Raw genomic sequence first — 24,061 nt, 5'->3', positions numbered from 1 at the left:
TTTCAACTAATTTTTTACATTTATTCGAGTGAAAGGAAGAATAGATAGAGGAAAGAGGATGTGTTCTATTAATGGCGAGTTTCTTCTAATAAAACAAATCTTTTTCCTAATAGATTTCTGCTGGGAAATTCTCTATTATAGTATTAAAATGGATAAAAATTTTGACACGTTAGGGTGGGCATAAAATGAGTCGAATTATGGTAATTGGCAGTCTTAATATGGACATTGTAAGTAGAGTGGAAAACTACCCACTTCCGGGAGAAACGATTAAAGGGATAAAAACAGATGTGAACCCAGGTGGGAAAGGAGCCAATCAAGCGGTAGCGATAGCGCGAGCGGGTGGTAATGTGTCGATGGTCGGTGCTATTGGAACAGACGTATTTGGGGATCAACTGCTGGAGGCGCTACAGCAGGAAAATATTGAAACCAATAATATAATTCGCAAAGAAGGTACATCAGGACTAGCTGTGATTACTGTCGATTCCAAAGGATCCAATAGTATTATTCTGTTAGAAGGAGCCAACGGGTTATTGAGTATGGACGATTTAACCGATATATTGCCAGAAGCTATAAAAGATCCAGCAAATATATTTTTATTACAAAATGAAGTCCCGTGGGAAACAACAAAAAATATAATCGAAAGCCTAAGTGCATCTAACGCAAGCATATATTTAAATCCGGCACCAGCCCAACATATACCTACCGAAATCATATCGAAATTAACCGGTATATTTTTAAATGAAATTGAAGCAACAATCATTACGGGTTTGTCTGTAATTGATCAAGAATCTGCCAGTGCTGCTGCAGAAAAATTAATTGCATATGGTGTAACAGAAGTGATTATTACGTTAGGGGAAAAAGGGTCCTTATATCGCGATTTCCGTGAGCATGTGTATTTTACACCAGGGCGTAAAGTTAATGCAATGGATACTACAGCTGCAGGTGATACTTTTATTGGTGCTTATTTAGCATCTAAGCAACAAGGATATTCGATTGAGGCTAGCCTTGAATATGCAACTGCAGCAGCTGCGCTAACGGTGTCACGAGAAGGTGCACAAAAATCCATTCCATATCAGGAGGAAATCCTCCAGTTTTTAACATGAGGAATGTATCGACCTGTATTCTTTCCTATCAAGTAATGGCCGGAGATTAAATATTCCATCGAAAAAGAAACAAAAAATTAAAAGTGGACGTCATTTGTGTTCGCCTTTAATTGGCCATTTTTTCATTATTAATTATGATGGTTTCGATCTTTTCAAGAATCGCTTGTGTCGAAATATTGTAGGCGAGTGCTAGCTCCTTAAACAAAATGGATTGGATGGAGAGTAACAATTTGCTGTCAAGCTCATATAATTTCTTTCCATCTTTTTCAAGCTCGTATTTTTTCCGTAACAATGTGTTCGCTAGCTTGGCAATTTCCAGACGATTTCTCGAGTTAATAATATTTGAGTATACCTTTCCACGGATTGGTGTTTTTTCGATCCAATCCACACCATCTGAATAAAAGGATTGGAGGACATGATTTGCTTCCTCTTGATCCATTAAATGCATAATGGCTGTCTCATTATCTACAGGGGTACTGATTGTTAATTGTTGGTTATTTTCAATAGGATGTAATACATAGTATGTTTTCGTAATTCCTGCATAGGTTTTATCACAGATTTCATCTATCCGACATATCCCGTGTCCTGCATAGATTATTAAATCGCCAATTTTTAACATGTTTTAATCTCCTTTTGAAAATAAATTCACTTATTTTAATGATTGCATGGAACTAGTTAATGGAATGCATGAAAAGAAGTTTTAAGATGGAAATGGTAAATAAAATTACGGAAAAGAGGTGGCTGAATAAGTACTTTAGTTGAAAAAAATCATCCTAGATTGGGGTGATAATTAATGGTTCGCCCTATCATAACAATTATATCATTGTTTCAGTCACTACACCTAATCATTCGGAAAAGGCGTAGTGAATGTTAACTTTCCTTTCCTTTTCTTTGTGCAAGTGCCTTTCGATCAATTGCTTCGGGCTGTTTTTCTAACCAGCAATGCTTTACTAAAATATTGTAACAAAAGACCACAGCCATCATTGCGTGGTTGAATATTTTTTTATAATTGACAATAATATCAGAACGAAGACTTGATCTAGTGCAGCACCATAATAGGAAAGTGCTGCATTTACTAAAAAGGCAGCATGAAACATCATTAATTTATCCGAAAACGGACTTATAATGGAATCAGTAATTTCTGCATCCCATTTCTCTGGTACCGGTAAATTGTCTTCCTTAATATTACGTCTAAGCTTTCCGCATTCTTTCCTGCTAATTTCGTATTAATGGACATACTTTTTCGAACCTCTTGAAGCTGTGCCACCTGACTAAACGCCAAGCTTAGCGAGCGGATCATTCCTGTTTTCTTCGAATTAAAAAAAGATTGCTGATTTCTGATATATTGAGTGGCCGCTTGTCGCCAAATAAATTGCGAAGAATTCCTGTCGAATCAATAAAGTCCGCTTCATGAGGAGAAGGAATGGTCGGAACACTTGAAAAATTCATTTTTGCTTTTGCTAATACAACAATTTTTTGGAATAATTCTTTTGATGACTTTGTACAATCAAAAAAATAATTTTGGATGTCCTGTCGTTCGGAGTTCGTAATTGCCAAGCTATAGGCTGTTATTCCATGTAAGGTCATAATATAGGAGTAAAAAAGTAGGAATTTGTCCGAGAACAGACGAGGAGCCTCCAGATTTACATCACAATCAGTAAACCCTTTTGGAATTTGAAAATTTGCTTAATGGAAAAACTCCTTAATGGTCGCAATATGATTCGCCGATAAGTATAATGCATTTTCTAAAATCGGCTTTATCTGCTGGTCTTCAACGATTTGAAGAAAATATTTGTAAATACATATTGCCATACTATCACCCATATACTGCAGCCAAAGTGCGGAAACCTCTGCAGCAGTCAAGGGATTTTTTGCTCATTCCTTAAATTCCCCAAAGAAATACCTCCATTGTCTTTGGCATAATCATTCGAAAGGCTAAAGTTATTTTATGGAATTTTTGATGAACTATACAGAAAACTTAGAGAAATTTTCTGTTCTAACAATTAGAGTGGAGATAAAAAGTATAGGATTCAGTTAGCGGATTATTTATGAATAACAACAACACATACAACACGGATACTATTTTTGCCCCAAAATATGTAAAAAAGGCAGGACATTAGGAATCGAGCGAATAGAATTTATTAAAATAGAGACAGTTTACAAGAAAGAAAAGCTGTTATAGAATTTGAAAGGCATGGAAAGTTGTTGAAATCCAAGCGAATAATTTATTCAATACAACCATTTTTTAGGAATGGTTGTCAGACGTTTCGAAAATACTAGAAATATAGATAGTCATTGCACTTATATTATGGGATAGGAGTATTCAACAAAATGAGAAAGAAAATCATCCTGATCATTGCAATTGTTATTGTTGTGTTAGCAATCGCTTATGGGGCAGTTGGCAATTATTTTTATAATTATGCATTAGATGCGAAAGATGAAAAAGAGTTTATGGAAGGAAATCCCCATTTAGAGGAAAGTGTTGCGGTGATGGCAGATGTAGCTGAAGAGGCAGAGATTGCCGATAATGAATTTAAAGCACAATATCCAGCATCTTCCTGGTCGATTACTTCTAAAGATGAGGAAAAATTAAAGCTACATGCAGACGTATATGCAAATGGTAAGGAAAATTCGAAATGGGCAATCGTTGTCCATGGCTATACTAGTAATGCTTCCAAAATGACAAGATACGTTCGAAATTTTTATGAGCAAGGATACAATGTGCTAGCACCTGACCTTCGTGGGCATGGAAATAGCGAAGGCGATTATATTGGCATGGGCTGGCCAGATCGATTAGATATGCTTGCTTGGATTGACGAAATTGTCGAAAAAGATCCAGATGCAGAAATTGTCCTATTTGGTGTTTCCATGGGTGCTGCGACTGTAATGATGGCTTCAGGTGAAGAGCTACCAGTAAATGTGAAAGTTATTGTCGAGGATTGTGGCTATTCATCCGTTAGTGATGTATTCATTTATCAGCTCGATGATTTATTCGGTTTGCCAGAATTCCCAGTAATTCAAGCAGCAAATACGATAACAAACTGGCGTGCTGGCTATGATTTGTATGAAGCTTCAAGTGTGGAACAGGTGAAGAAAAGTAGAACCCCAATGCTATTTATTCACGGTGATGCCGATACATTTGTACCATATGAAATGTTAGATGAAGTATATAATGCGGCAAATGTGGATAAGCAAAAGCTTGTTATACCTGGTGCAGGTCATGGGGAGGCAGAAAAAGTGGATCCGCAAACGTACTGGAGTACTATTTGGGGATTTGTAGGGAAATATATCGAGGAATAAACTCTATCTTTATTGAATAGTGGATTAAACAAGGCAGTGTCTAATTAATTGGACGCTGCCTTCGTCATTTTATTATGATTCTATCGATTTGCGTTTGTCTATCGTATTTTATTATATTTTTGTCTCAACTGAAACGCACCTATAATAGTAAATTGTTTTTCATACATGTAAATGTATAAATGATTAGAAATTTAATTTATTCGACATTTTGATATGGTAGAATAATAATGTGAAGGAATACTCAAATGATATCAAGAACAACAGGAACTAGAAATGGAGTGTTAGTATTGAAGGCAAAATGGTGGCAAACAGCGGTTGTCTATCAGATATATCCGCGTAGTTTTCAGGATAGTAACGGTGATGGAATTGGTGATTTGCAGGGGATTATTACGAGATTGGATTATTTAGAAAACCTTGGGATTTCGGCCATTTGGTTAAGTCCAGTCTATCAATCACCGAATGATGATAATGGGTATGACATTAGTGATTACCAAAATATCATGACAGAGTTCGGTACAATGGAAGATATGGATGAGCTAATAAAACAGGCAGAAAAACGAAACATAAAAATCATTATGGATTTAGTCGTCAATCATACATCTGATGAGCATCAATGGTTTATTGAATCACGTAAAGGTAAAGACAATCCATATCGGGATTATTATATTTGGAGAGACCCAGTGAATGGTCGAAAACCAAATGACTTACGTTCTATCTTCAGTGGATCCGCATGGGAATTTGATGAGGAAAGTGGTCAATACTATCTCCATCTGTTTAGCAAAAAGCAGCCAGACTTAAATTGGGAAAATGAAAGCGTTCGACAAGAAGTATGGGATATGATGAATTTTTGGTTAGAAAAAGGTGTTGGTGGCTTTCGAATGGATGTTATTGATCTGATTGGAAAAATTCCCGATCAAGAAATAACAGGAAATGGTCCGAAATTACATGAATATTTACAAGAAATGAATGAGAAGACGTTCGGAAATTATGATGTTTTAACCGTTGGTGAAACATGGGGAGCAACACCTGAAATTGCAAAGCTATACTCTAATCCGAAGCGTAAAGAACTATCTATGGTATTCCAATTCGAGCATATTGGCCTAGATCAACAGGAAGGCAAGGACAAATGGGATACAAAGCCATTATCTGTAAATGAATTAAAGAAAGTGCTAAGTAAATGGCAAACGTCGTTAGGCAATGAAGGATGGAACAGTCTGTTCTGGAATAATCATGATTTGCCAAGAATTGTTTCTCGCTGGGGAAATGATACAACCTATCATAAAGAAAGCGCAAAAATGTTTGCGATATTGCTTCATCTGATGAAAGGTACTCCGTATATTTATCAAGGGGAAGAAATTGGAATGACCAATTGTAAAATCACCGATATCAGTGAAGTAAATGATATTGAAAGCATTAACATGTATAAAGAACGTTTAGCGCAAGGATATTCAAAAGAAGAAATTATTGATTCCATTAATAAAAAAGGGCGTGACAACGCACGGACGCCGATGCAATGGGATAATTCCGAAAATGCTGGATTTACAACAGGTACACCGTGGTTAAGAGTAAATCCAAATTATAAAGAAATTAATGTTACGGCAAATCTTGCGGATGCGAATTCAATTTTCTATTGCTATAAACAATTGATCCAATTACGTAAGGATAATCCAATCATTGTTTGGGGAGATTATGTGCTTGTTGAAGAAGTGCCAGAACAAGTATTTATGTACTTACGCAAATTTGAGGGAGAAACTTGGGCGGTTGTTGCAAACTTTGGCGATCAAGCAGTGGCAATTCAATTACCTGAGTTTGGTCAAAGTACAAGGATTTTAATTGCTAATTATCCGAGATCCTCTGTTGAATTCAGCCAATTGGAATTAAAACCATATGAAGCATTTGCAGTGAAACTGTAATCTCTTTATTTCTTAAAAATATATGTATTATCCAAAAAAAGTCAGTATCTACGAAAATGGATGCTGACTTTATCTTATCGATATGCTATTTTCGTAAAGATTGTTGCTTTTTCTAAAAAGATCGCAGCCTGAATACACTTCGAGCATTCATTCTGTCGAGCAGCGTGGCTAGCTGCGTCTCCCAGCGATTAGCAAATTTTTCCAACGCTCCGTACGATAAGTCAACATCGGTTGGTAAACTCAACGTGTGCCTTTATCGCCTGCGGATTAGCTTCAGTTTCTACGTCGCTAAACAGTCGCCTCCGCTTTTCAATTAGCCCACAAGATGCAGCAAAACAATTAACGAAAATTGGCAGAACGGATTGGTTAAAATTTAATCGCTAGAATGTTGCGAAATTGTAATACATAATAATAGCTAACGAAAATGTAAAAGAGGAACACACCAACAGAAAATGTGGAGTGTTCCTCTTTTGCTTAATTATTTTTAAAGAAATCAATTGCTTTTTGGATGAATTTTTCCTCTACTTCAGGTACATCCTCTTCGTAATAGATTGCAGCTACTGGACAGACTGCTTCACATGCACCGCAATCAATACAAATATCCGGATCAATGTAATATTGATCTTCTCCCTTAGCAATACAGTCTACAGGACAAACATCCACACAATCTGCTGCTTTTTCCTGCATACATGGAGAGGTAATGACAAAAGCCATTGTAATATCCTCCTTTCAAAATTCCGTACAATTACTTTTATTTTATCACAAATCTTTGAAATGCTTGTCTACGATAATACTATGACGAAGAAATTATACTATATAATACTTCATTCATTCTATTAATATTTTCTTGAATTTTTGTTGCACTTAAGTAATCTATTTTATTGTGATATGTTTCCTTTTGCTCCACCTGCTCCTCAAAAGCCATTTGTTCATAGCTTTCGATTTGATTTCCAGTTGCTTGTTTATACTCCTCCATTAACTGTGTTTCAAGCTGTTGGACTTTCGTATTGATTGCATGTAATTGCTTTGTCATCGAAACAGCAGACTGAATGCGCTGTTCACCAGTATGCTTGCTGAGCGCTTCGACTTTATTGTTTTGTTCTTTTATTGAATGTTTTATTGTACGAAGTATATCGTTATGTACAGAATTAACCTTCATATGATCAAGAATTTGTAATGTATCGCCCATTAATATTTCCAATCGTCTTAAGGCGTCACTCATTTTGACTCCTCCCGTTTAATGTAGTTTGATTTTAATTATTATTAATTGTAAATCTTTTATAAAAAGTGAAGCTGAGGGGATTCGAATCACAATGCTTCTAATAAAAAACGACCAAAACAAAATATATTATTAGTGTGTTCAAAATATTACTGAATATACTGCCAGAAGCGTTATAATATACGTGGAAAAATAGAAAAGATAGGTCTGAATAATATCCAATGACTAATAAATGAAATAAATGAATATGATTTGGCTTTTTCTTACATAAGATTTAATATGCCTATCCTTATTGTTGGTGCATAGTCGTTCTTTATTTGGTAAATATAAGTAATGCCATTTCATGTGAAAATGAATTTCTTTTTTTGGGATGTTGGTTCCATTAATGTATTTAGTATAGAAGGCAGGGATAGAGGTTATGAATAAATTTTTTTCCATACTTGTAATTGCTGGGGTTCCGTTATCGGTGATCGGGTCTCTTTTTCATTGGTCAGCAATCATTATGTTTATTGTGTACTGTTTAACAATTATAGCGCTAGCGAGTTTTATTGGAAGGGCAACGGAAAGCCTGGCAATCGTTATGGGACCAAGAATTGGTGGCTTGCTTAATGCAACCTTTGGTAATGCTGTGGAACTGATTATTTCCATTTTTTCTTTAAAAGCTGGTCTTATTGGTATTGTTTTGGCTTCGTTAACCGGTTCAGTATTAGGAAATTTATTGCTTGTTGCCGGACTTTCCTTTTTTGTTGGCGGTTTGAAATTTAAACGCCAATCCTTTGATATTTATGAGGCAAGACATAACTCTGGGCTACTTATTTTTGCGGTTATCGTCGCATTTGTTATTCCAGAGGTATTTACTAATACGATGAATGATCAAGAAACAATGATGCTTAGTGTAGGGGTTTCGATTATTTTAATTCTATTATACTTAGCAGCATTATTATTTAAATTTGTTACGCATCGTGGGGTTTACCAAAATATTGATGATACGAATAAGGAGCATGATGAAACACCGGAATGGGGAAAGGTAAGGGCGATGTTAGTGCTAGCATTAGCAACTGTCGCTGTCGCCTATGTGTCAGAGCACTTAGTCGATACGTTCGATGTCGTTGGCGAGGCATTTGGCTGGTCAGAGTTATTTATCGGGATTATTATTGTAGCCATCGTAGGGAATGCGGCAGAACATGCTTCGGCCGTTATTATGGCTTATAAAAATAAAATGGATGTGGCAGTGGAAATCGCGGTAGGCTCTACTTTGCAGGTCGCTATGTTTGTCCTACCATTGCTTGTGTTACTATCTCTTTTCTTTCCTACGACAATGCCACTTGTGTTCACCTGGCCCGAGCTAATTAGTATGGTAACAGCTGTTCTATTAATGATAATGCTATCGAATGACGGGGATTCCAATTGGTTCGATGGATTAGTTTTATTGGCAGCATATGTCATCATGGGCATCGGTTTTTATTATGTATAGGCTTTTTGTTTTTTCTACTAGAGCAGAATTTTAGTGAAAATGGCGTGTGTAATACACGTCATTTTTTTGTTATGATGCTTCGTCTGTTATGCCCGAATATCGTAATCAATCCAATGTAGGACGGTAAATAATTTATAATAAAGTATTGGAGACATATTAAGAGTACTATTCAACCACTAGCGGTTGAAATGATAGGGGTCTTTTAATCCCAGATTTCTCGTATACATTCCCGGAAGAGGATAGCCATCTATTAAAGGGATTTGGGCATGATAACTTGCTCAACTTCCTGATGTACCCTCCATTAAACGGATTTTGGCTAGATTTTTTTCATAGAAACCTATTGATAGAATCCATCAAACGGATTTCAGCTAGAAATTTCTCTTAGAATCCTATTGATACTACCCATCAAAAGGATTTGAGCAAGAATTTTTTCAAAGAATCCTATTGATACTACCCATCAAAAGGATTTGAGCAAGGATTTTTCCTTAGAATCCTATTGATACTACCCATCAAAAGGATTTGAGCAAGAATTTTTCCTTAGAATCCTATTGAACCCACCTATCAAACGGATTTGAGCAAGAATTTTTCCTTAGAATCCTATTGAAACCACCCATCAAAAGGATTTGAGCTAGAAATTTTTCAAAAAATCCTATTGGTACTACCCATCAAACGGATTTTGGCTAGAATTTTTCCCCCGAATCCGATTGAACCCCTGCATCAAACGGATTTCGACTAGATTTTTTTCAAAGAATCCGATTGAACCTACCCATCAAAAGGATATGAGCAAGAATTTTCCCACAGAATCCTATTGATACTACCCATCAAAAGGATTTGAGCAAGAATTTTTCCTTAGAATCCTATTGAAACCACCCTTCAAAAGGATTTGAGCTAGAAATTTTTCAAAAAATCCTATTGATGCTACCCATCAAAAGGATTTTGGCTAGAATTTTTCCCCCGAATCCGTTTGAACCCCTCCATCAAACGGATTTCGACTAGATTTTTTTCAAAGAATCCGATTGAACCCACCCATCAAACGGATTTGAGCAAGAATTTTCCCACAGAATCCGATTGAACCCACCCATCAAACGGATTTGAGCAAGAATTTTCCCACAGAATCCTATTGATACTACCCATCAAAAGGATTTGAGCTAGATATTTCTCTTAGAATCCTATTGATATTACCCATCAAAAGGATTTTGGCTAGATTTTTTCCACCGAATCCGATTGAACCCACCCATCAAACGGATTTGAGCAAGAATTTTCCCACAGAATCCATTTGATACTATCCATCAAAAAGATTTCAGCTAGATATTTTTCTTAGAATCCGATTGAACCCACCCATCAAACGAATTTCGACCAGATATTTTCCCAGAAAATCCAATTGATCCCAGCCATCAAACGAAATTCATACTAAAAAAGCACAATATGTGAGTGCGGTTGGACTCATAAAGTAGCGATTAAAAATATCGTCCAGGAAAACAATGGCTGGTTCCTAAAGCAATAGAGTTTTGCAGGTAAGGAGTGGAGATGATAGAATTAATTTGTCTATTAATGTCATTGAAAGGAGCGGAAAAACATGAAGGTTAGTCTTAATCATAAAATAATAAAAGAATTGTGTGGATCCGTCTCCTTCAAAAGAGGAGATTCTTTTTATCAAGCAAATAAAGTTGCAATCCATGAGTATCGCGACGATTTTGTTGATGCGATTGTGCATGGTTCTGAAGATTTTCATGTTACGGTCGAAACAAATGGTTCTCGTGGCATTCAAACGAGCTGTAGCTGTTCAGCACTACTTGATTTTCACAAGAGCTGTCAGCACGTTGCAGCGGTGTTATTGGCAATTTATGAACGGAAGCGGCAAGGAATCACTGGTAGGAAGAATAATTGGCAACAATTAACTGATAATGAACTAACAGAAGACTTCCTAGCAATTTTTCAAAAGCGAGTCACTCCGTCGAGTGGTCATCAGCTTCATTTTGAAAAGCGGGAAGTACTAGATGTTCAATTTACGATAAAGCCACTTGTTTTGGCGGATAGCCAGCATTTGATCGGCATTGAGGTTGCCATCAATGGGAAGAAAATTTCAAATATCCGTAGCTTTTTAGAGGATATTAAAGATGGGAGAACAAGCGAAATATCGCCATTATTTATTTATGATCCAGCACTGCATTGCTTTCGAAAGGAATCCGATGCAGTTCTTCATTTACTCATTCGCGTTTCCAAGGATGAGAGTACCTTTTTAGATGCCATAGCAAACCTTTCAAATGAATTTATCAATCAACAAACATTATTTTTAACACCATCTTCCTGGAATGAGCTTTGCGAAATAGTATTAACCGAATCATTCCTTTCTTTAGAATACAAAGGCAAACACTATGCGAGCGTAAAAATTATCGATGGACCACCTCCGATACAGTTTACATTAGATGAAAGCACTTCCCATGATTATCAATTGAATATGAATGGCTTTGAGCGAATGATTGTATTTCATACTTATCGTTCCGTTCTATTTGAAGGAAATGTGTATCGTTTAGAGCAACAGGATAGTGAACGGTTATTTGAATTAAAGCAAATGATTGTTACACCTGGTATGAAATATATTCCAATTTCCAAGCGACAACTGAATTTTTTCCTGAAAAAGGTTGTCCCAGGGTTAAAACGAATTGGAAATGTTCAACTATCGGAAGCAATCATGCTAGAGATGAGGAGAACGCCACTAGTTGCAAAGCTTTACTTTGATCGTGTAAGAAATCGGCTTCTGGCAGGTGTGGAATTCCATTATGAAAATGTTGTTATTCAGCCATTAGAGAATGCAGAAACACGAACCGGACCTTTGCTCATACGGGACGTGAAAAAGGAAGCAGAAATTCTGCAGCTGATGGAAGAAAGTGGATTTTCAAAAACAGAAGGCGGCTATTTTATGCAAAATGAAGAATTGGAATATGACTTTTTAGTCTATTCACTTCCAAAGCTGCAAAAGCTTGCACAAGTTTTTGCAACTACAGCAGTCCGCAATCGTGTCATTCGCAACAATGCCAACCTAAAAATTCGAGTGAAGGTGCAAAAGGAGAGAACGAACTGGCTAGAGTTTAAATTTGAAATGGACGGCGTTTCTAATAGACAAATTAAAGATATTTTACAAGCACTTGAAGTAAAACAAAAATATTATCGACTTCCGAATGGCTCCTTACTATCCCTTGAAACAAAGGAAATGGAAGAGGTTCGACGTTTCTTACAAGCAGAGCCTATCCAGGATGACCAATACGAAGCGACGCTCAATAGACCAATTTTGCAAAGTCTTCCGTTTTTAGATTTAATGAATGAATCCGAAGTCTTTGAACCTGAACAATCGTTTCACCAGTTTCTTGAGCAATTACTGCATCCAGAACGATTATCTGTTGAAGTACCAAAAAGCTTGGATACTATTTTACGTGATTATCAAAAACATGGGTATCGTTGGATGAAGCTACTTGCTCAGTATGGATTTGGTGGTGTACTTGCCGATGATATGGGGTTAGGGAAAACAATACAAAGTATAAGCTATATTGTCTCAGAGCTAGCAAATATTCGCGAGCGAAAATGTCCGGTGCTCATTGTATGTCCATCCTCTTTATCCTACAATTGGCTGCATGAATTCATGACGTTTGCCCCAGATCTACAAACCATCATCATAGATGGAACGAAGACAGAACGTGAAGCACTACTACAGAGGATGAATGAAGTTGATGTAGTAATCACTTCCTATCCATTATTGCGAAGAGATATTACTACCTATGAAAAGGCAAGCTTTCATACCATTTTCTTTGATGAAGCACAGGCATTTAAAAATCCCTTTACACAAACAGCACGTTCAGTGAAAAAACTTCAGGCGGAGCATCGCTTTGGTTTAACAGGCACACCAGTGGAAAATTCATTAGAGGAACTCTGGTCTATCTATCATGTCATTTTTCCTGAACTCTTCAAGGGGCTTGAGGAATACAGCCATTTAACAAGAAAAACAATTGCTCGACGAGTACGCCCTTTTTTGCTACGGCGGATGAAGGAGGACGTATTAGGGGAACTACCGGGAAAACAGGAGACGCTAGAAATAACAGAGCTACTACCGGATCAAAAACGGCTTTATGCTGCTTATTTGGCAAAGCTGCGGCACGAAACATTAAAACATCTTGATAAGGAAACATTCCGGAAAAATCGAATTCGAATTTTAGCAGGCTTGACGAGATTACGACAAATTTGCTGTCATCCTGCCTTGTTTGTAGAAGGCTATGAAGGTTCCTCTGCAAAATTTGAACAGCTCATGCAAATATTGGAGGAATCTCGGCTTTCGGGAAGAAGAGTGTTGATATTTTCTCAATTCACAAAAATGCTAGCGTTAATTGGCAAGGAAATTACGAAGCGTGAACAAGCATTTTTTTATCTTGATGGACAAACACCTGCGGAGGAGCGTGTTGGGCTCTGTCAGCGATTTAATGAAGGGGAGCGCGATTTATTTTTGATTTCCTTAAAGGCTGGTGGCACTGGGTTAAACTTAACTGGTGCAGATACTGTCATTTTATATGATTTATGGTGGAATCCAGCAGTAGAGGAACAAGCAGCAGACCGGGCCCATCGGATGGGTCAGCAAAATGAAGTACACGTAATCAAGCTACTATCTCGAGGAACGATTGAGGAAAAGATGAATGAGCTACAGGAGAAAAAACGAAATCTTATTGCTGAAATTCTAGATTCAGAGAATAAAGCACCAACCGCATTAACGGAAGAGGATATTCGGGAAATTTTAATGATTTAATTTTGTCCGTAGAAAAATAAGTAAAAGATTTTGGGCTATTCTTTAATTGTGAAGGATAGCTTTCCTTCTTTTTCCAACTATCCATGAGCAAAATAAATGAATACTTGCTCTCTACAATATTGCGCATGAAATCTTCTATAGTTACTTACAATTTTGTTTTTTCATGAAAGGACGAGCAATTTTGATTATTTTTTCAATTGTAGCATTGACAATGAATATTGCAATCAAATAAAATAAACGTATAAAGTATTTTGTTAAACAAAGTAGTGTATTCGCGCACTATCTTGTTAAACAAAATAGTATAAAATCATTCACTATCTTGTTTAACAAGGTATTGATAGGAAGGATTTTGCTATGACATTAAGAAGTCAGCTATTAAAAGGAATTATGGATGGATGTGTTCTTGCAGTAATTGAAAAAGAACCAGTTTATGGCTATGTGCTATCGAAAAAGCTGCAGGATATTGGATTGGTTGATGTAACCGAGGGCACTATTTACCCAGTATTATTACGTTTGCAAAAAAAGGGATTCATTGTCGGAGAAATGCAGCCATCAGAAGCAGGTCCAAACCGGAAATACTACTATTTAACTTCAGAAGGAAAGGAAGAACTGGAGCTGATCATCGAAGAATGGGACAATATTGCTTCACCTATTGAAAAATTATTTAAACGGAGGGGAAACAATGCTTGATACAAAGCTATTAATCGAACAAAACAATCAAAAAAGGGAACTTCTTACCCAAGAAAATGAAAAATATTATTCTGATATGCTTCTCTATATTCGTCTTCAATGGAGTCTGTCGGAACAACAGTCTGAGGAAATATTAATGGAGTTATTAGATCATCTACTAGAGGGACAAAGCGAAGGGAAAACAGCACAACAAATATTTGGAGCTGACCCGAAAGCATATGCAGATGAAATTATTCTCCAGCTACCAAATGAAGAGAGGAGAAAAAGGCTCCCATTTATAGCAGGACTAGTTGGAAATCTATTAGGCTGGTTTTTCATTATTCGTGGTGTTATTCTCTTGATTGCTCCACTTTTTCAAAAGCAAGAGGTAAATGAATCGTTTTATCTCCTATCTGCAATTATTATAGTTTCGGTTATTTTTGTAATCATTCTTTTTAGCATACGAATCATTTTTAAAATAATTTCCAATTCCTTATTCCAAGAAGGAAAATCAAGAGAAACAGTAAAGGTTGGTTTAGTTGGAGCCGTTGGGATGGCGATTATTTTAGCAGTTACCTATTTTCTACCCGATTTCGGTCCAAAAATACATTTTCCTGCGTATGCATCAGTCATTATTGGAGCGATTTTTTGGATTGTATCGCGTTTTTTAGAAAAGAAGAGATAATAACACTGTTTTACCTTTTTAATCATGTTCGACATAATTAAAAAAAATTTATTTTCACCTGTCCATTTTTGTGGAAACTTCCTATAACAATAGTGAAGGAGGTGAGAATGAAATGGCAATTTCCAATCCATTTGATACAAATGTTCAGTTAGTTTTTGATGCCGGTGTAGATGGTGAGGGAAAACCTGTTTTTAAGAAAAGAACGTATAGCAATTTTAAGACTGATAGTACCCCTGACCAAATTTATCAAGTGGCACAAGCACTTTCCTCATTAAATAATTTGCCACTTTATTCCGTCCAACGAGTGGACAAGCACGAAATTGTAGAATAATCGTTGAAAGCGAGGACGAATGAAATAGGAGGTGAATTTGAATGGAAACAAATTTAGAGCTCGTTTATTTGGCAACTGACGGAAAAACCGTTCGGATATCCGTCAATGATCCGAAAGAGTCACTAACAGAAGTAGAAATTCAGCAAGCAATGGAATCAATATTAGCAGCGAATGCGATTATGACAGCGAGTGGAGCGGAGCTGGCTTCGCTTAAAGAAGCACGAATCGTTAACCGTGAAGTGGAAGTATTTGAATTTTAATTTCCTTCGTTATCGTGAATTTCCTATATAACAATTGGAATGGCCGGATAATTAATGAATATCCGGCCATTTGCATTGTGTAGCCGGGAGAATATGGTTTTAGCTTATTGTCTATTTTTTAAACTGATTATTTTGGCTGTTTTTCTTATCAACATGTGCCTTTTCATTCCCAGGACCTGCATTGCCTTGAACACTTGCAGCACTTACGCCAGCCTTCGAAGGATTTTTTTGTCGCTTCGCCATCTTGAAACCTCCTCACAAATATTTACATTCAATAGAGTTCCACTTACATATAGAAATATGAAAAAACTTAATGAAAAACAAAATGGCATTAGCTGTTAAATTGAGCATACGAATATTTTCCTTTGCTCTTCTCATAATAAAAAGCAAGAAGGAGGGATAGTTAAATGGCCAAAAGAAATAAGAAAAATGATCCGCAGCAAAAAAATAAACAAGGATTTGATTCCAGTAAACAAGATTCCGAGTTTTCTACTGAATTTGGTAGTGCTAAAGCTAATCAAGCACATAAAGAGAAAGCAAAAAAGGCAAGAGCTAAATTTTAATGAAAAATTTACGATTTAACTATCGAAATGATATTTTAGGAAAAGGAGAATGTTTTAATGGCATGGTCTAAGGGAACAGAAGAAAGACAATGGAAATCCCGAAAACAAGCAAAGAATCCACACGATAAAGTAAAATCATATAAGCAGCTTGCGGAAGAAGCAGGGAAGGACGAGAATAAATAATCTAAATAAATTGGCACGAACTATGACGTACTATAGTAAATCATACAGCAAATAGGGTATGGAATCATAAGGATAACCGTATCCTATTTTTTTATGCACCGAAACTTTTGAGAACTGGCAGATAAAATCATATACAATCCAGTCATTGTCCAAAGATGTAGCATTTATATGCTACTTTCTTTAATTCTCTCCCTTTTTTCTAACATTCCATAGATAATAGGAGTAAAATGCAAAATAGGACATGAACAGCCCTAAAATAAAGAAGGCTAAAACGATTCCGTAATCTTGGCTGGATACTTCCCTGCCTACAAATATTCTTATTCCTGCTTTCATTCCGATATAGAGTAGGATAAAGAATATAAGTATACCGAAACGTTGATATTTGTTTTTATTTTTTATTGATTCTCTCTTTTTTTGCATAAGGTATCGAAAATATCCGACAATTAAGCCAATAATAAATAAAATAATAAAAATAAATCTTAATGGGTGTTGACTCACAAATACCTCTATCACGGTAGTGACAGACAAAACGAAAAGTATGAGCCATGCAATAATATAGAAACTTAACGAGTACGATTTCATCATTCAATCTCCTTATTCTTTATTCAGATTATTCCTCGTCCTTCAAGCTAGTTTTCTTAATATGAAATACAAAACGTAATAGATCAACAGTTGTCCAACAAATAAACAACTTAATACCATGGTGTAGTCTGTCATATTTAATGCTGTGAAAATAATGATGATAATGGCTTCTATAATTACAGAATAATTAAAGGCTTTGGATCGAGCTTCCTTTGAAATATAAATATTTCGTTCATCATGGATTGTGATGTTCCTCTTTTCGGCGTAGTTTTTATTAGTTTTCCAACGTAATATTTGAAGTAACCGTAGTGTGGCAAAAATAAATGAAGCTAGCCCTAATCCTCCCCAAAAAGAATCAATTTCACCTACTATTTCAGATAAAACGAATAATAGCGCTCCGACTATTACGATAATTGCATAATAAACTGTTCTATTTCGCAACTTCATTACCATCTCTCCTTAGTCTTCAAATATAAATACTTCTTCAATTGTTTTCCCAAAAATTTTTGAAATCGTATAAGCAAGTGCAAGGGAAGGGACGTAATTCCCTTTTTCAATGGAAATTATTGTTTGCCTGCTAACACCTGCTTTGTCTGCTAATTGTTTTTGCGTCATTTTATGTTCGGCTCTTAATATATGAATTCGGCTTGACAACAAAGTTCTATTTACATCCACAAAAATTGAGTCTCCTTTCCAGTAAGCTAAATTCTTTTATAATAGTAAAGTTAAATTAACAAAATGTCAAGCAAACTTTACTTTTTGCGATTGCAAGTATTCCTACCTTCTTACGATTGATTTTAACCGATATATCGATTAAAATATATCGATATAAAGTTGTTTTTTAGGAGGGATTGGATGAGAAGAAAGAGAGGCTTTGTCCAAATAGCCATTTTGCATTTGCTGAAGGAGTCTTCTATGCATGGCTATCAAATTATGAAGGAATTAGAGGAACGTTCTGGTGGGGTTTATAAATCAAGTGCGGGAACCGTATATCCTGCCCTGCAAGAGCTTCTTGATACGAACCAAATTGAACTTTCAGATGCAGACTCAGATAAGAAGATTTATTGTATTAGTGAAAAGGGTCAGAAGCGTCTAATGGAACATGCCGAGAGAGCGGAAGGAGATTTCTGGTCGGAATGGGTAGAACGTGTAAGCTGGCGACAATCAAAGGAATATGAACGGCTAACCATTGCGCTGAATAAATGGGAGCATGATCTTAAAATAACGGTCAAAAAATTACATAAACATCCGCAAAATACCGACCGATTAATTTCCATTCTAGAAGAAACGACGGACCGGTTAAAGAAAGAATTCAATCGATAAGGGGAAATACTATGAATTCCATGAAAAAGCTGTTTCCATATATAAAACCATATACTATCTTTGCTATTGTTGGACCACTTCTCATGTGTATCGAGGTGGCAATGGATTTATTACAGCCAAGCTTAATGCAACGAATAATAGATGAAGGGATTGCCCATCAGGACAATAGCTATGTTATTCAGTTAGGATTATTAATGCTTTTAAGTGCTGCTATTGGATTACTCGGTGGAGCTGGTAGCTCGATATACGCATCTAAAGCAGCCGTCCATTTCTCCACCGATATTCGCCGTGATCTATTTCATAAAATGGAGAGATTTTCAAGTCAAAATACGGATACATTTGGTAAAGGAAAATTAATTACAATAGTTACTAATGATATTGCAGCGATTCAGCAGGCATTAATTATGACGTTGCGGGTATTCGTTCGTGGTCCGCTCTTGTTCGTAGGTTCGGTTATTATTGTTTGGGTAACCGCTCGGGAGCTGTTCCCTATTTTACTAGTAGCAATTCCGATTTTAATAATATTTATTTATTATTTTTCGAAAAAATCGAGTGCTCTCTATAGTAATGTGCAAAAAGCAATGGATAAAGTAAACACGAAGCTACAAGAAACATTAAGCGCAATTCCACTTATTAAAGCGTTTGGACGCGAGGACTATGAAAAACAACAATTTAAACAAACCAATGACTCCTTAACAAATCATATGCTAACTGCTGAGCAAGTTGTTTTAAAATTAATGCCGATGATGATGCTTGTTGTCAATATTGGAATCATTGCTGGACTATGGTTTGGTGCAATTAAAGTTAATGAAGGTACACTACAGGTCGGGGTTATTTTGGCATTCATAAATTATTTAAACATTATGATGAATGGATTAATGAGCAGTAGTAATGTACTCATGCAAATTGCTCGTGCATTCCCATCTGCCCAGCGGATTCATCAAGTGTTAGAAACAGATATTGAAATTAAAGAAATAGAGCATCCAGTACCTTTTAAGAAAATCATTGGAGAAGTGGAATTTCGTGATGTGAACTTTAGCTATAGTAAAAATGGCGAATATGTTTTAAAGAATATTTCATTTACAGCTAAACAAGGGGAAACGATTGGAATCATTGGCCCAACAGGAAGCGGAAAATCGACGCTAGTGAAACTAATCCCAAGATTGTATGATCCGGATAAGGGAGTAGTGTTGATTGACGGTATCGATAGTAAGACGTACGCGTTGAAAAATTTACGGGATTCCATTGGGTTCGTAACGCAAAAAGCAACACTATTTTCCGGAAGTATTCAGGAAAATTTACAATATGGGAAGGAAAATAGCACCATTCAGGAAATGGAGGAAGCGGGTCAAATGGCTGTTGCCAGTGAGTTTATTGACCGATTGGAGGGAGGATATTCTCATAGTCTATTACAAGGCGCAACAAACCTTTCTGGTGGGCAACAACAGCGGTTATCAATGGCTCGAGCTTTTATTCGTAAACCTAGTATTCTCATACTCGATGATTCTACATCTGCCATTGATGCATTATCAGAAGCAAAAGTACAACAAGCGTTACATCAAAAATTTCCAAGTACTACCGTTTTTATTATTTCCTCGAAAATTTCATCGGTAAAGGAAGCAGATAAAATTCTAGTCCTTGAGGATGGAATGCTAGAGGCAATTGGAAGTCATGAAGAATTATTAGTTAGAAGCAAAGTATATCAGGATATTTACCAGTCACAACGGGCAAGGGAGGCATCACGCAATGAGTAAAAATAATCCGGGGGCTGCTCCAAATATCATCAATCGTGCACGTGGACCAAGAGGGATTCATGGACCAGTGGAAAAGGCAAAAGATAGAAAAGGAACATTGATACGAATTTGGCGGTATATGGAGAAACAAAAGGCAACATTGCTTGTTGCTATTTTATTCGTGATTATTTCCACATTACTGAGTATTGCCGTTCCATATGTAATTGGTGTGGTTATTGATGAATATATTCTTCCAAAAGATTTACTTGGAACCTTTCGCCTACTGATTTTGCTGATGGTAATTTATGTGTTAACTGCTTTATTTACATGGCTTCAGAGCTTTATGATGGTGCGTGTATCCTTGAAAACAATCCGTCAATTACGCGAGGAGTTATTTTCAAAGTTTCAAAGCTTATCGATCAGATTTTTTGATAAGCATTCCCATGGTGACCTAATGAGTCGGGTAACGAATGATATTGAAAGCTTAAATAGTGCGTTAAGTCAAAGTGTAATCCAAATCTTTTCTACTATGTTAACCGTAATTGGTGTGACGATTGCTATGTTTTCGTTACAGTGGGTGCTAGCTCTCGTATCCCTTTTAATTATTCCATTAATGATTTGGACAACGAAAAAAATCATTAAATATAGCAGCAGCTTTTTTATTAAACGGCAGCGGGACTTAGGAGAACTCAATGGATTTGTAGAAGAAGCCATTTCCGGAAGTGAGGTTGTAACTCTTTTCGGAAAAGAAAAAATGATGTTTGATAAGTTCTCAGACGTAAACGAACGATTACGTCATTCAGCGATGAGTGCAGATATGGTGTCAGGGTTTGTAGGACCGACAAACAACTTTATAAATAATTTAGGATTAGGACTACTAATTGGTGTTGGTGCAGTTATGACGGTAAAAGGGTGGAGTACGATCGGAGTTATTGCTGCATTTGTAACTTATTCCCGACAATTTTTTCGTCCAATCAATCAGCTTTCTAGTTTATTAAATATGCTTCAATCAGCCATTGCAGGCGCGGAACGTGTATTTGAAGTAATGGATGAGGTCCCGGATATTGTTGATCGAAAGGAAGCAGTGCCAATCAAGGCTTTTAATGGAGATGTAGCATTTTCCGATGTATGCTTTAGTTATGAAATAGGTAAACCAATCTTACAAAATATTAATTTCCAAGTGCATGCAGGAGAAAAAATTGCCTTAGTCGGACCAACTGGATCAGGGAAAACGACCATTATTCGTCTATTCATGCGATTTTACGATGTAACAAGTGGTGAAATTAAAATTGACGGCAGAAATATTCAGGACTATAAGGTGAACGATTTACGGAAACGAATTGGCATCGTACTTCAAGATACGTTTTTATTTTCTGGTACGATAATGGACAATATTCGCTATGGTAGATTGGAAGCAAGCAATGAAGAAGTGATCGAAGCGGCGAAAATGGCGTCTGCACATCAATTTATTAAATATTTGCCAAAAGGATATGACACACCAATTCAATCTGGCGGGACGAATTTAAGTCAAGGACAAAGGCAGCTATTGGCAATTGCGCGGGCAATTTTAGCAGATTCCGATATTCTTATTCTTGATGAAGCAACTTCTAGTATCGATACTAGAACAGAACTAGAAGTACAACAAGGGCTAAATAATTTAATGAAAGGTCGGACAAGCTTTATTATCGCTCATCGCTTGAAAACTATTGAAAACGCCGACAAAATACTTGTCATCCAGCACGGTAAAATTATAGAAATAGGAACACATGAAGAGCTTTTGAAGGCGAAAGGTTTTTACTTCAATATGTACGAAAGTCAGTTTGGACAACTACATTGATTTTAGTAAAATATATAAATAGCATGGAAAATATAGTCATAATAGTATGTCATAAAATTTGCAATGGGAGGAATATTAATTTTTCTCTTTAGTGCATGGTTTTTCAGCTTTAGTGGAACTGGAGTGAAAAAAAGGTATCATCGATATTCAAAGCTATTGTAATGAAGAATGGCAAGTAAAAAAATGATGTTTATCGTGCTCCTTCCTCTCCTATTTTTATGTGGAAACAAATGAAAGTAAACTGACCCTTTTCTAGGAATCGATTTCCATCCAAGAGAGTCAATCATATCAATTCACCTATTTGACGGCGAGTACTGTTATAGCAATAAAAGAAATGGAGTAATAATGGAGTCAATGATTATTATTTCTTAATAATAATAGGGATAAAATTTATTTTCCTTTTGATAATCAAAAATAACAAAAGATGCATGAAAAAACATCAGGTAGCTAAGAGCGTTACTTTTGCTGAAGCATCTCCATGCATTTTTAAACCTCACCATTTGCAGTATCTTTCTATAAAGTAATCGTGAGATTCTCTTATTGGAATGGAAATTTTAAACTAATTAAGTAGCAAAGCCAAAATACTCGTAAAAATTTTACGAGTATTTTATTATGGGAATTTTAAAAAAATACATTCTTGACAATGATATATTATTTAATTATTGTATAAAATATAGTATTTAGATAATATTATAAATATTTAAAAACTATATGGAAGTTAATGTAAAAAGGAAAGGAAGTAGATAGTTTGGTGGTTCCGAGCTATACCGAATTTAAAACGTATTTTCGTAATTAACGAATATAGGAATCCAATGAAAACCTATGGGAGGAGTGAGAAATAATGAGTAAAAAAATGCCACTCGAAGGATTGCGTGTACTGGAATTAGGAAACTTTGTAGCTGCACCCTTTACTGGGAAAATATTAGCTGAATTCGGTGCGGAAGTGATTAAAGTTGAGGATCCGTCTAAAGGTGACCCTTTGCGAAGCTGGCGAAAGCAAATAAAGGATACTTCTCTTTGGTGGTATGTGCAAGGGCGCAACAAAAAGTCTATTACCGTAAACTTACGTGAGCCACAAGGACAAAGCATAATTAAAAGATTAATACCGCAAATGGATGTTGTGCTGGAGAACTTTAAACCAGGAGTGTTAGAACGATGGGGATTGGGCTATGAGGAATTAAAAATGATTAATCCTTCCATTGTGATGACAAGGATATCAGGATATGGGCAAACAGGCCCATACCGGGATAAGGCAGGGTTTGGAAGTGTAGCTGAATCCATTGGCGGTCTTCGCAATTTAACCGGGTACCCAGATCGCCCACCTACAAGGGTAGGGATTGCGATTGGGGATTTGGTTTCTGGTTTATATGCAGTCATTGGGACGTTAATGGCTTTACGGGCACGCGATAAATTAGCTAATGAACAAGGGCAAGTAGTAGATGTTGCATTATATGAATCTGTCTTTAGTTTGTTAGAGGAAGGATTACCAGAATACTATATTACTGGAGAAGAAAGAAAAAGAACAGGATCTACACTTCCGGGAGTAGCCCCTACTAATACATATCAATGTAAGGATGGGAAGTATTTAATTATTGGGGGAAATGGGGACAAGATTTTCCAACGGTTAATGAATACGATTGGTCGTCCAGACTTGGCAAATGATCCGAGGTTTGCCAATAACCAAGGAAGGGTAGAGCATTCTGAGTTTATTGATGCGACAATAGAAAGCTGGACAAAGCAGCATACGTTACAAGAGGCTAATCAAATTTTAGACAATGCTTCTGTCCCATGTGGTCCAATTTACGGTATGAAGGACATTATTGCGGATGAACATTATCAAGCAAGAGATATGATTCGTGAAGTAGAGGTTGAGAGTGGTAAAAAATTACTAGTTCCTGGCATTGTACCGAAGCTAAGTGAAACACCAGGTGATATTTTATGGAACGGTCCGAAGCTTGGCGAGCATAATGAAGAAATTTTTTCGAACTATTTAGGGATGACATCAGAAGAAATTAGTCGATTAAAAGCTGAAACTGTTATTTGACCGGTTAGCTGGAAAATATTTGTTAACTTTACTGGTTGTTGTAAACGATTACA

Annotated in this window: 24 protein-coding genes and 1 pseudogene; 15 read left to right on the top strand and 10 right to left on the bottom strand. The window is 36.3% G+C overall.

Annotated features, from left to right (window positions below; genetic code table 11):
• Positions 1 to 185 precede the first annotated feature (185 nt).
• Positions 186 to 1,103: a ribokinase gene (gene rbsK / locus OEV98_RS03710; RefSeq protein WP_263071852.1), complete on the top strand. Its 918-nt coding sequence runs from the start codon at positions 186 to 188 to the stop codon at positions 1,101 to 1,103.
• A 106-nt stretch (positions 1,104 to 1,209) separates the two neighbouring features.
• On the opposite strand, the gene OEV98_RS03705 is transcribed toward rbsK, so the two are convergent.
• The 4 genes and pseudogenes from OEV98_RS03705 to OEV98_RS03690 form a co-directional block, all read right to left on the bottom strand.
• Positions 1,210 to 1,722 carry a CarD family transcriptional regulator gene (locus OEV98_RS03705; protein ID WP_263071851.1) on the bottom strand — a complete coding sequence of 171 codons (513 nt, stop codon included), beginning with the start codon at positions 1,720 to 1,722 and terminating at the stop codon, positions 1,210 to 1,212.
• A 361-nt stretch (positions 1,723 to 2,083) separates the two neighbouring features.
• Positions 2,084 to 2,287, bottom strand: coding sequence for a DUF3231 family protein (locus OEV98_RS03700; RefSeq protein WP_263071956.1), 204 nt, complete (start codon positions 2,285 to 2,287; stop codon positions 2,084 to 2,086).
• Complete coding sequence (locus OEV98_RS03695; RefSeq protein ID WP_263071850.1) at positions 2,224 to 2,403, bottom strand: hypothetical protein; 180 nt, start codon at positions 2,401 to 2,403, stop codon at positions 2,224 to 2,226. The genes OEV98_RS03700 and OEV98_RS03695 overlap by 64 nt, the downstream gene beginning before the upstream one ends.
• A pseudogene (locus OEV98_RS03690) lies at positions 2,400 to 2,966 on the bottom strand (DUF3231 family protein). Before OEV98_RS03690 ends, OEV98_RS03695 begins: the two are co-directional and overlap by 4 nt.
• Before the next feature lie 468 nt (positions 2,967 to 3,434).
• On the opposite strand from OEV98_RS03690, the gene OEV98_RS03685 reads away from it, so the two are divergent.
• Positions 3,435 to 4,403: an alpha/beta hydrolase gene (locus OEV98_RS03685; RefSeq protein WP_263071849.1), complete on the top strand. Its 969-nt coding sequence runs from the start codon at positions 3,435 to 3,437 to the stop codon at positions 4,401 to 4,403.
• A 245-nt stretch (positions 4,404 to 4,648) separates the two neighbouring features.
• Positions 4,649 to 6,316 carry a glycoside hydrolase family 13 protein gene (locus OEV98_RS03680; RefSeq protein WP_317633777.1) on the top strand — a complete coding sequence of 556 codons (1,668 nt, stop codon included), beginning with the start codon at positions 4,649 to 4,651 and terminating at the stop codon, positions 6,314 to 6,316.
• Between the two features lie 474 nt (positions 6,317 to 6,790).
• On the opposite strand, the gene OEV98_RS03675 is transcribed toward OEV98_RS03680, so the two are convergent.
• Positions 6,791 to 7,030, bottom strand: coding sequence for an indolepyruvate ferredoxin oxidoreductase subunit alpha (locus tag OEV98_RS03675; RefSeq protein ID WP_263071848.1), 240 nt, complete (start codon positions 7,028 to 7,030; stop codon positions 6,791 to 6,793).
• Between the two features lie 79 nt (positions 7,031 to 7,109).
• On the bottom strand, positions 7,110 to 7,538 hold the full coding sequence (locus tag OEV98_RS03670; protein WP_263071847.1) for a hypothetical protein: 429 nt from the start codon (positions 7,536 to 7,538) through the stop codon (positions 7,110 to 7,112).
• 415 nt (positions 7,539 to 7,953) lie between these two features.
• Between OEV98_RS03670 and cax the strand changes: the two genes are divergently transcribed.
• From cax to OEV98_RS03640, 6 genes are all read left to right on the top strand, one after another.
• Positions 7,954 to 9,009 (top strand): calcium/proton exchanger, encoded by a 1,056-nt coding sequence (cax, locus tag OEV98_RS03665; RefSeq protein ID WP_263071846.1) that lies wholly within the window; start codon positions 7,954 to 7,956, stop codon positions 9,007 to 9,009.
• Positions 9,010 to 10,585: 1,576 nt separating this feature from the next.
• A complete protein-coding gene (locus tag OEV98_RS03660; RefSeq protein ID WP_263071845.1) occupies positions 10,586 to 13,798 on the top strand; it encodes a DEAD/DEAH box helicase in 3,213 nt (1,070 codons plus the stop codon).
• A 354-nt stretch (positions 13,799 to 14,152) separates the two neighbouring features.
• On the top strand, positions 14,153 to 14,488 hold the full coding sequence (locus OEV98_RS03655; protein WP_263071844.1) for a PadR family transcriptional regulator: 336 nt from the start codon (positions 14,153 to 14,155) through the stop codon (positions 14,486 to 14,488).
• Positions 14,481 to 15,152 carry a DUF1129 domain-containing protein gene (locus OEV98_RS03650; protein ID WP_263071843.1) on the top strand — a complete coding sequence of 224 codons (672 nt, stop codon included), beginning with the start codon at positions 14,481 to 14,483 and terminating at the stop codon, positions 15,150 to 15,152. Before OEV98_RS03655 ends, OEV98_RS03650 begins: the two co-directional genes overlap by 8 nt.
• A 112-nt stretch (positions 15,153 to 15,264) precedes the next feature.
• Positions 15,265 to 15,483, top strand: a complete 219-nt coding sequence (locus tag OEV98_RS03645; protein WP_263071842.1) for a DUF1659 domain-containing protein — start codon at positions 15,265 to 15,267, stop codon at positions 15,481 to 15,483.
• Between the two features lie 41 nt (positions 15,484 to 15,524).
• Positions 15,525 to 15,743, top strand: coding sequence for a DUF2922 domain-containing protein (locus tag OEV98_RS03640; RefSeq protein ID WP_263071841.1), 219 nt, complete (start codon positions 15,525 to 15,527; stop codon positions 15,741 to 15,743).
• A 111-nt stretch (positions 15,744 to 15,854) separates the two neighbouring features.
• Here the strand turns inward: OEV98_RS03640 and OEV98_RS03635 are convergent, their stop codons facing one another.
• Positions 15,855 to 15,986, bottom strand: coding sequence for a YuzL family protein (locus OEV98_RS03635; protein ID WP_263071840.1), 132 nt, complete (start codon positions 15,984 to 15,986; stop codon positions 15,855 to 15,857).
• A 164-nt stretch (positions 15,987 to 16,150) separates the two neighbouring features.
• Here OEV98_RS03635 and OEV98_RS03630 point away from each other — a divergent pair, with 164 nt between their 5' ends.
• Positions 16,151 to 16,306, top strand: a complete 156-nt coding sequence (locus OEV98_RS03630; protein WP_263071839.1) for a hypothetical protein — start codon at positions 16,151 to 16,153, stop codon at positions 16,304 to 16,306.
• Between the two features lie 57 nt (positions 16,307 to 16,363).
• Positions 16,364 to 16,489 (top strand): DUF6254 family protein, encoded by a 126-nt coding sequence (locus OEV98_RS03625; RefSeq protein WP_263071838.1) that lies wholly within the window; start codon positions 16,364 to 16,366, stop codon positions 16,487 to 16,489.
• Positions 16,490 to 16,669: 180 nt separating this feature from the next.
• On the opposite strand, the gene OEV98_RS03620 is transcribed toward OEV98_RS03625, so the two are convergent.
• From OEV98_RS03620 to OEV98_RS03610, 3 genes are read right to left on the bottom strand one after another with little or no spacing between them, the layout of a single operon-like run.
• Positions 16,670 to 17,071, bottom strand: a complete 402-nt coding sequence (locus tag OEV98_RS03620) for a hypothetical protein (RefSeq protein ID WP_263071837.1) — start codon at positions 17,069 to 17,071, stop codon at positions 16,670 to 16,672.
• Positions 17,072 to 17,113: 42 nt separating this feature from the next.
• A complete protein-coding gene (locus OEV98_RS03615) occupies positions 17,114 to 17,518 on the bottom strand; it encodes a hypothetical protein (RefSeq protein ID WP_263071836.1) in 405 nt (134 codons plus the stop codon).
• A gap of 12 nt (positions 17,519 to 17,530) precedes the next feature.
• A complete protein-coding gene (locus OEV98_RS03610) occupies positions 17,531 to 17,746 on the bottom strand; it encodes a helix-turn-helix transcriptional regulator (protein WP_263071835.1) in 216 nt (71 codons plus the stop codon).
• Positions 17,747 to 17,926: 180 nt separating this feature from the next.
• Here OEV98_RS03610 and OEV98_RS03605 point away from each other — a divergent pair, with 180 nt between their 5' ends.
• The 4 genes from OEV98_RS03605 to OEV98_RS03590 all read left to right on the top strand — a co-directional run bounded on the left by OEV98_RS03605 (position 17,927) and on the right by OEV98_RS03590 (position 24,008).
• On the top strand, positions 17,927 to 18,394 hold the full coding sequence (locus tag OEV98_RS03605; RefSeq protein WP_263071834.1) for a PadR family transcriptional regulator: 468 nt from the start codon (positions 17,927 to 17,929) through the stop codon (positions 18,392 to 18,394).
• Between the two features lie 11 nt (positions 18,395 to 18,405).
• A complete protein-coding gene (locus OEV98_RS03600; RefSeq protein WP_263071833.1) occupies positions 18,406 to 20,148 on the top strand; it encodes an ABC transporter ATP-binding protein in 1,743 nt (580 codons plus the stop codon).
• A gap of 118 nt (positions 20,149 to 20,266) precedes the next feature.
• Complete coding sequence (locus tag OEV98_RS03595; RefSeq protein WP_407676487.1) at positions 20,267 to 21,964, top strand: ABC transporter ATP-binding protein; 1,698 nt, start codon at positions 20,267 to 20,269, stop codon at positions 21,962 to 21,964.
• An 841-nt stretch (positions 21,965 to 22,805) separates the two neighbouring features.
• Positions 22,806 to 24,008, top strand: coding sequence for a CaiB/BaiF CoA transferase family protein (locus OEV98_RS03590; protein WP_263071831.1), 1,203 nt, complete (start codon positions 22,806 to 22,808; stop codon positions 24,006 to 24,008).
• The last annotated feature ends 53 nt before the right edge of the window (positions 24,009 to 24,061 follow it).

This window comes from Perspicuibacillus lycopersici, from assembly GCF_025660475.1.
Classification (GTDB): domain Bacteria; phylum Bacillota; class Bacilli; order Bacillales; family Caldibacillaceae; genus Perspicuibacillus; species Perspicuibacillus lycopersici.
The sequence above is the reverse complement of the archived record's forward strand: the minus strand, read 5'-3'. Positions and strand labels throughout refer to the sequence as shown.

Coding starts and splice junctions, on each gene's coding strand:
- OEV98_RS03705 (WP_263071851.1), bottom strand. CDS start 1,722: ATGTTAAAAATTGGCGATTTAATAATCTATGCAGGACACGGGATATGT.
- OEV98_RS03675 (WP_263071848.1), bottom strand. CDS start 7,030: ATGGCTTTTGTCATTACCTCTCCATGTATGCAGGAAAAAGCAGCAGAT.
- OEV98_RS03630 (WP_263071839.1), top strand. CDS start 16,151: ATGGCCAAAAGAAATAAGAAAAATGATCCGCAGCAAAAAAATAAACAA.
- cax (WP_263071846.1), top strand. CDS start 7,954: ATGAATAAATTTTTTTCCATACTTGTAATTGCTGGGGTTCCGTTATCG.
- OEV98_RS03595 (WP_407676487.1), top strand. CDS start 20,267: ATGGAGAAACAAAAGGCAACATTGCTTGTTGCTATTTTATTCGTGATT.
- rbsK (WP_263071852.1), top strand. CDS start 186: ATGAGTCGAATTATGGTAATTGGCAGTCTTAATATGGACATTGTAAGT.
- OEV98_RS03635 (WP_263071840.1), bottom strand. CDS start 15,986: ATGGCGAAGCGACAAAAAAATCCTTCGAAGGCTGGCGTAAGTGCTGCA.
- OEV98_RS03680 (WP_317633777.1), top strand. CDS start 4,649: ATGATATCAAGAACAACAGGAACTAGAAATGGAGTGTTAGTATTGAAG.
- OEV98_RS03655 (WP_263071844.1), top strand. CDS start 14,153: ATGACATTAAGAAGTCAGCTATTAAAAGGAATTATGGATGGATGTGTT.
- OEV98_RS03615 (WP_263071836.1), bottom strand. CDS start 17,518: ATGAAGTTGCGAAATAGAACAGTTTATTATGCAATTATCGTAATAGTC.
- OEV98_RS03590 (WP_263071831.1), top strand. CDS start 22,806: ATGAGTAAAAAAATGCCACTCGAAGGATTGCGTGTACTGGAATTAGGA.
- OEV98_RS03645 (WP_263071842.1), top strand. CDS start 15,265: ATGGCAATTTCCAATCCATTTGATACAAATGTTCAGTTAGTTTTTGAT.
- OEV98_RS03600 (WP_263071833.1), top strand. CDS start 18,406: ATGAATTCCATGAAAAAGCTGTTTCCATATATAAAACCATATACTATC.
- OEV98_RS03685 (WP_263071849.1), top strand. CDS start 3,435: ATGAGAAAGAAAATCATCCTGATCATTGCAATTGTTATTGTTGTGTTA.
- OEV98_RS03660 (WP_263071845.1), top strand. CDS start 10,586: ATGAAGGTTAGTCTTAATCATAAAATAATAAAAGAATTGTGTGGATCC.
- OEV98_RS03625 (WP_263071838.1), top strand. CDS start 16,364: ATGGCATGGTCTAAGGGAACAGAAGAAAGACAATGGAAATCCCGAAAA.
- OEV98_RS03605 (WP_263071834.1), top strand. CDS start 17,927: ATGAGAAGAAAGAGAGGCTTTGTCCAAATAGCCATTTTGCATTTGCTG.
- OEV98_RS03650 (WP_263071843.1), top strand. CDS start 14,481: ATGCTTGATACAAAGCTATTAATCGAACAAAACAATCAAAAAAGGGAA.
- OEV98_RS03670 (WP_263071847.1), bottom strand. CDS start 7,538: ATGAGTGACGCCTTAAGACGATTGGAAATATTAATGGGCGATACATTA.
- OEV98_RS03620 (WP_263071837.1), bottom strand. CDS start 17,071: ATGAAATCGTACTCGTTAAGTTTCTATATTATTGCATGGCTCATACTT.
- OEV98_RS03640 (WP_263071841.1), top strand. CDS start 15,525: ATGGAAACAAATTTAGAGCTCGTTTATTTGGCAACTGACGGAAAAACC.
- OEV98_RS03695 (WP_263071850.1), bottom strand. CDS start 2,403: ATGATCCGCTCGCTAAGCTTGGCGTTTAGTCAGGTGGCACAGCTTCAA.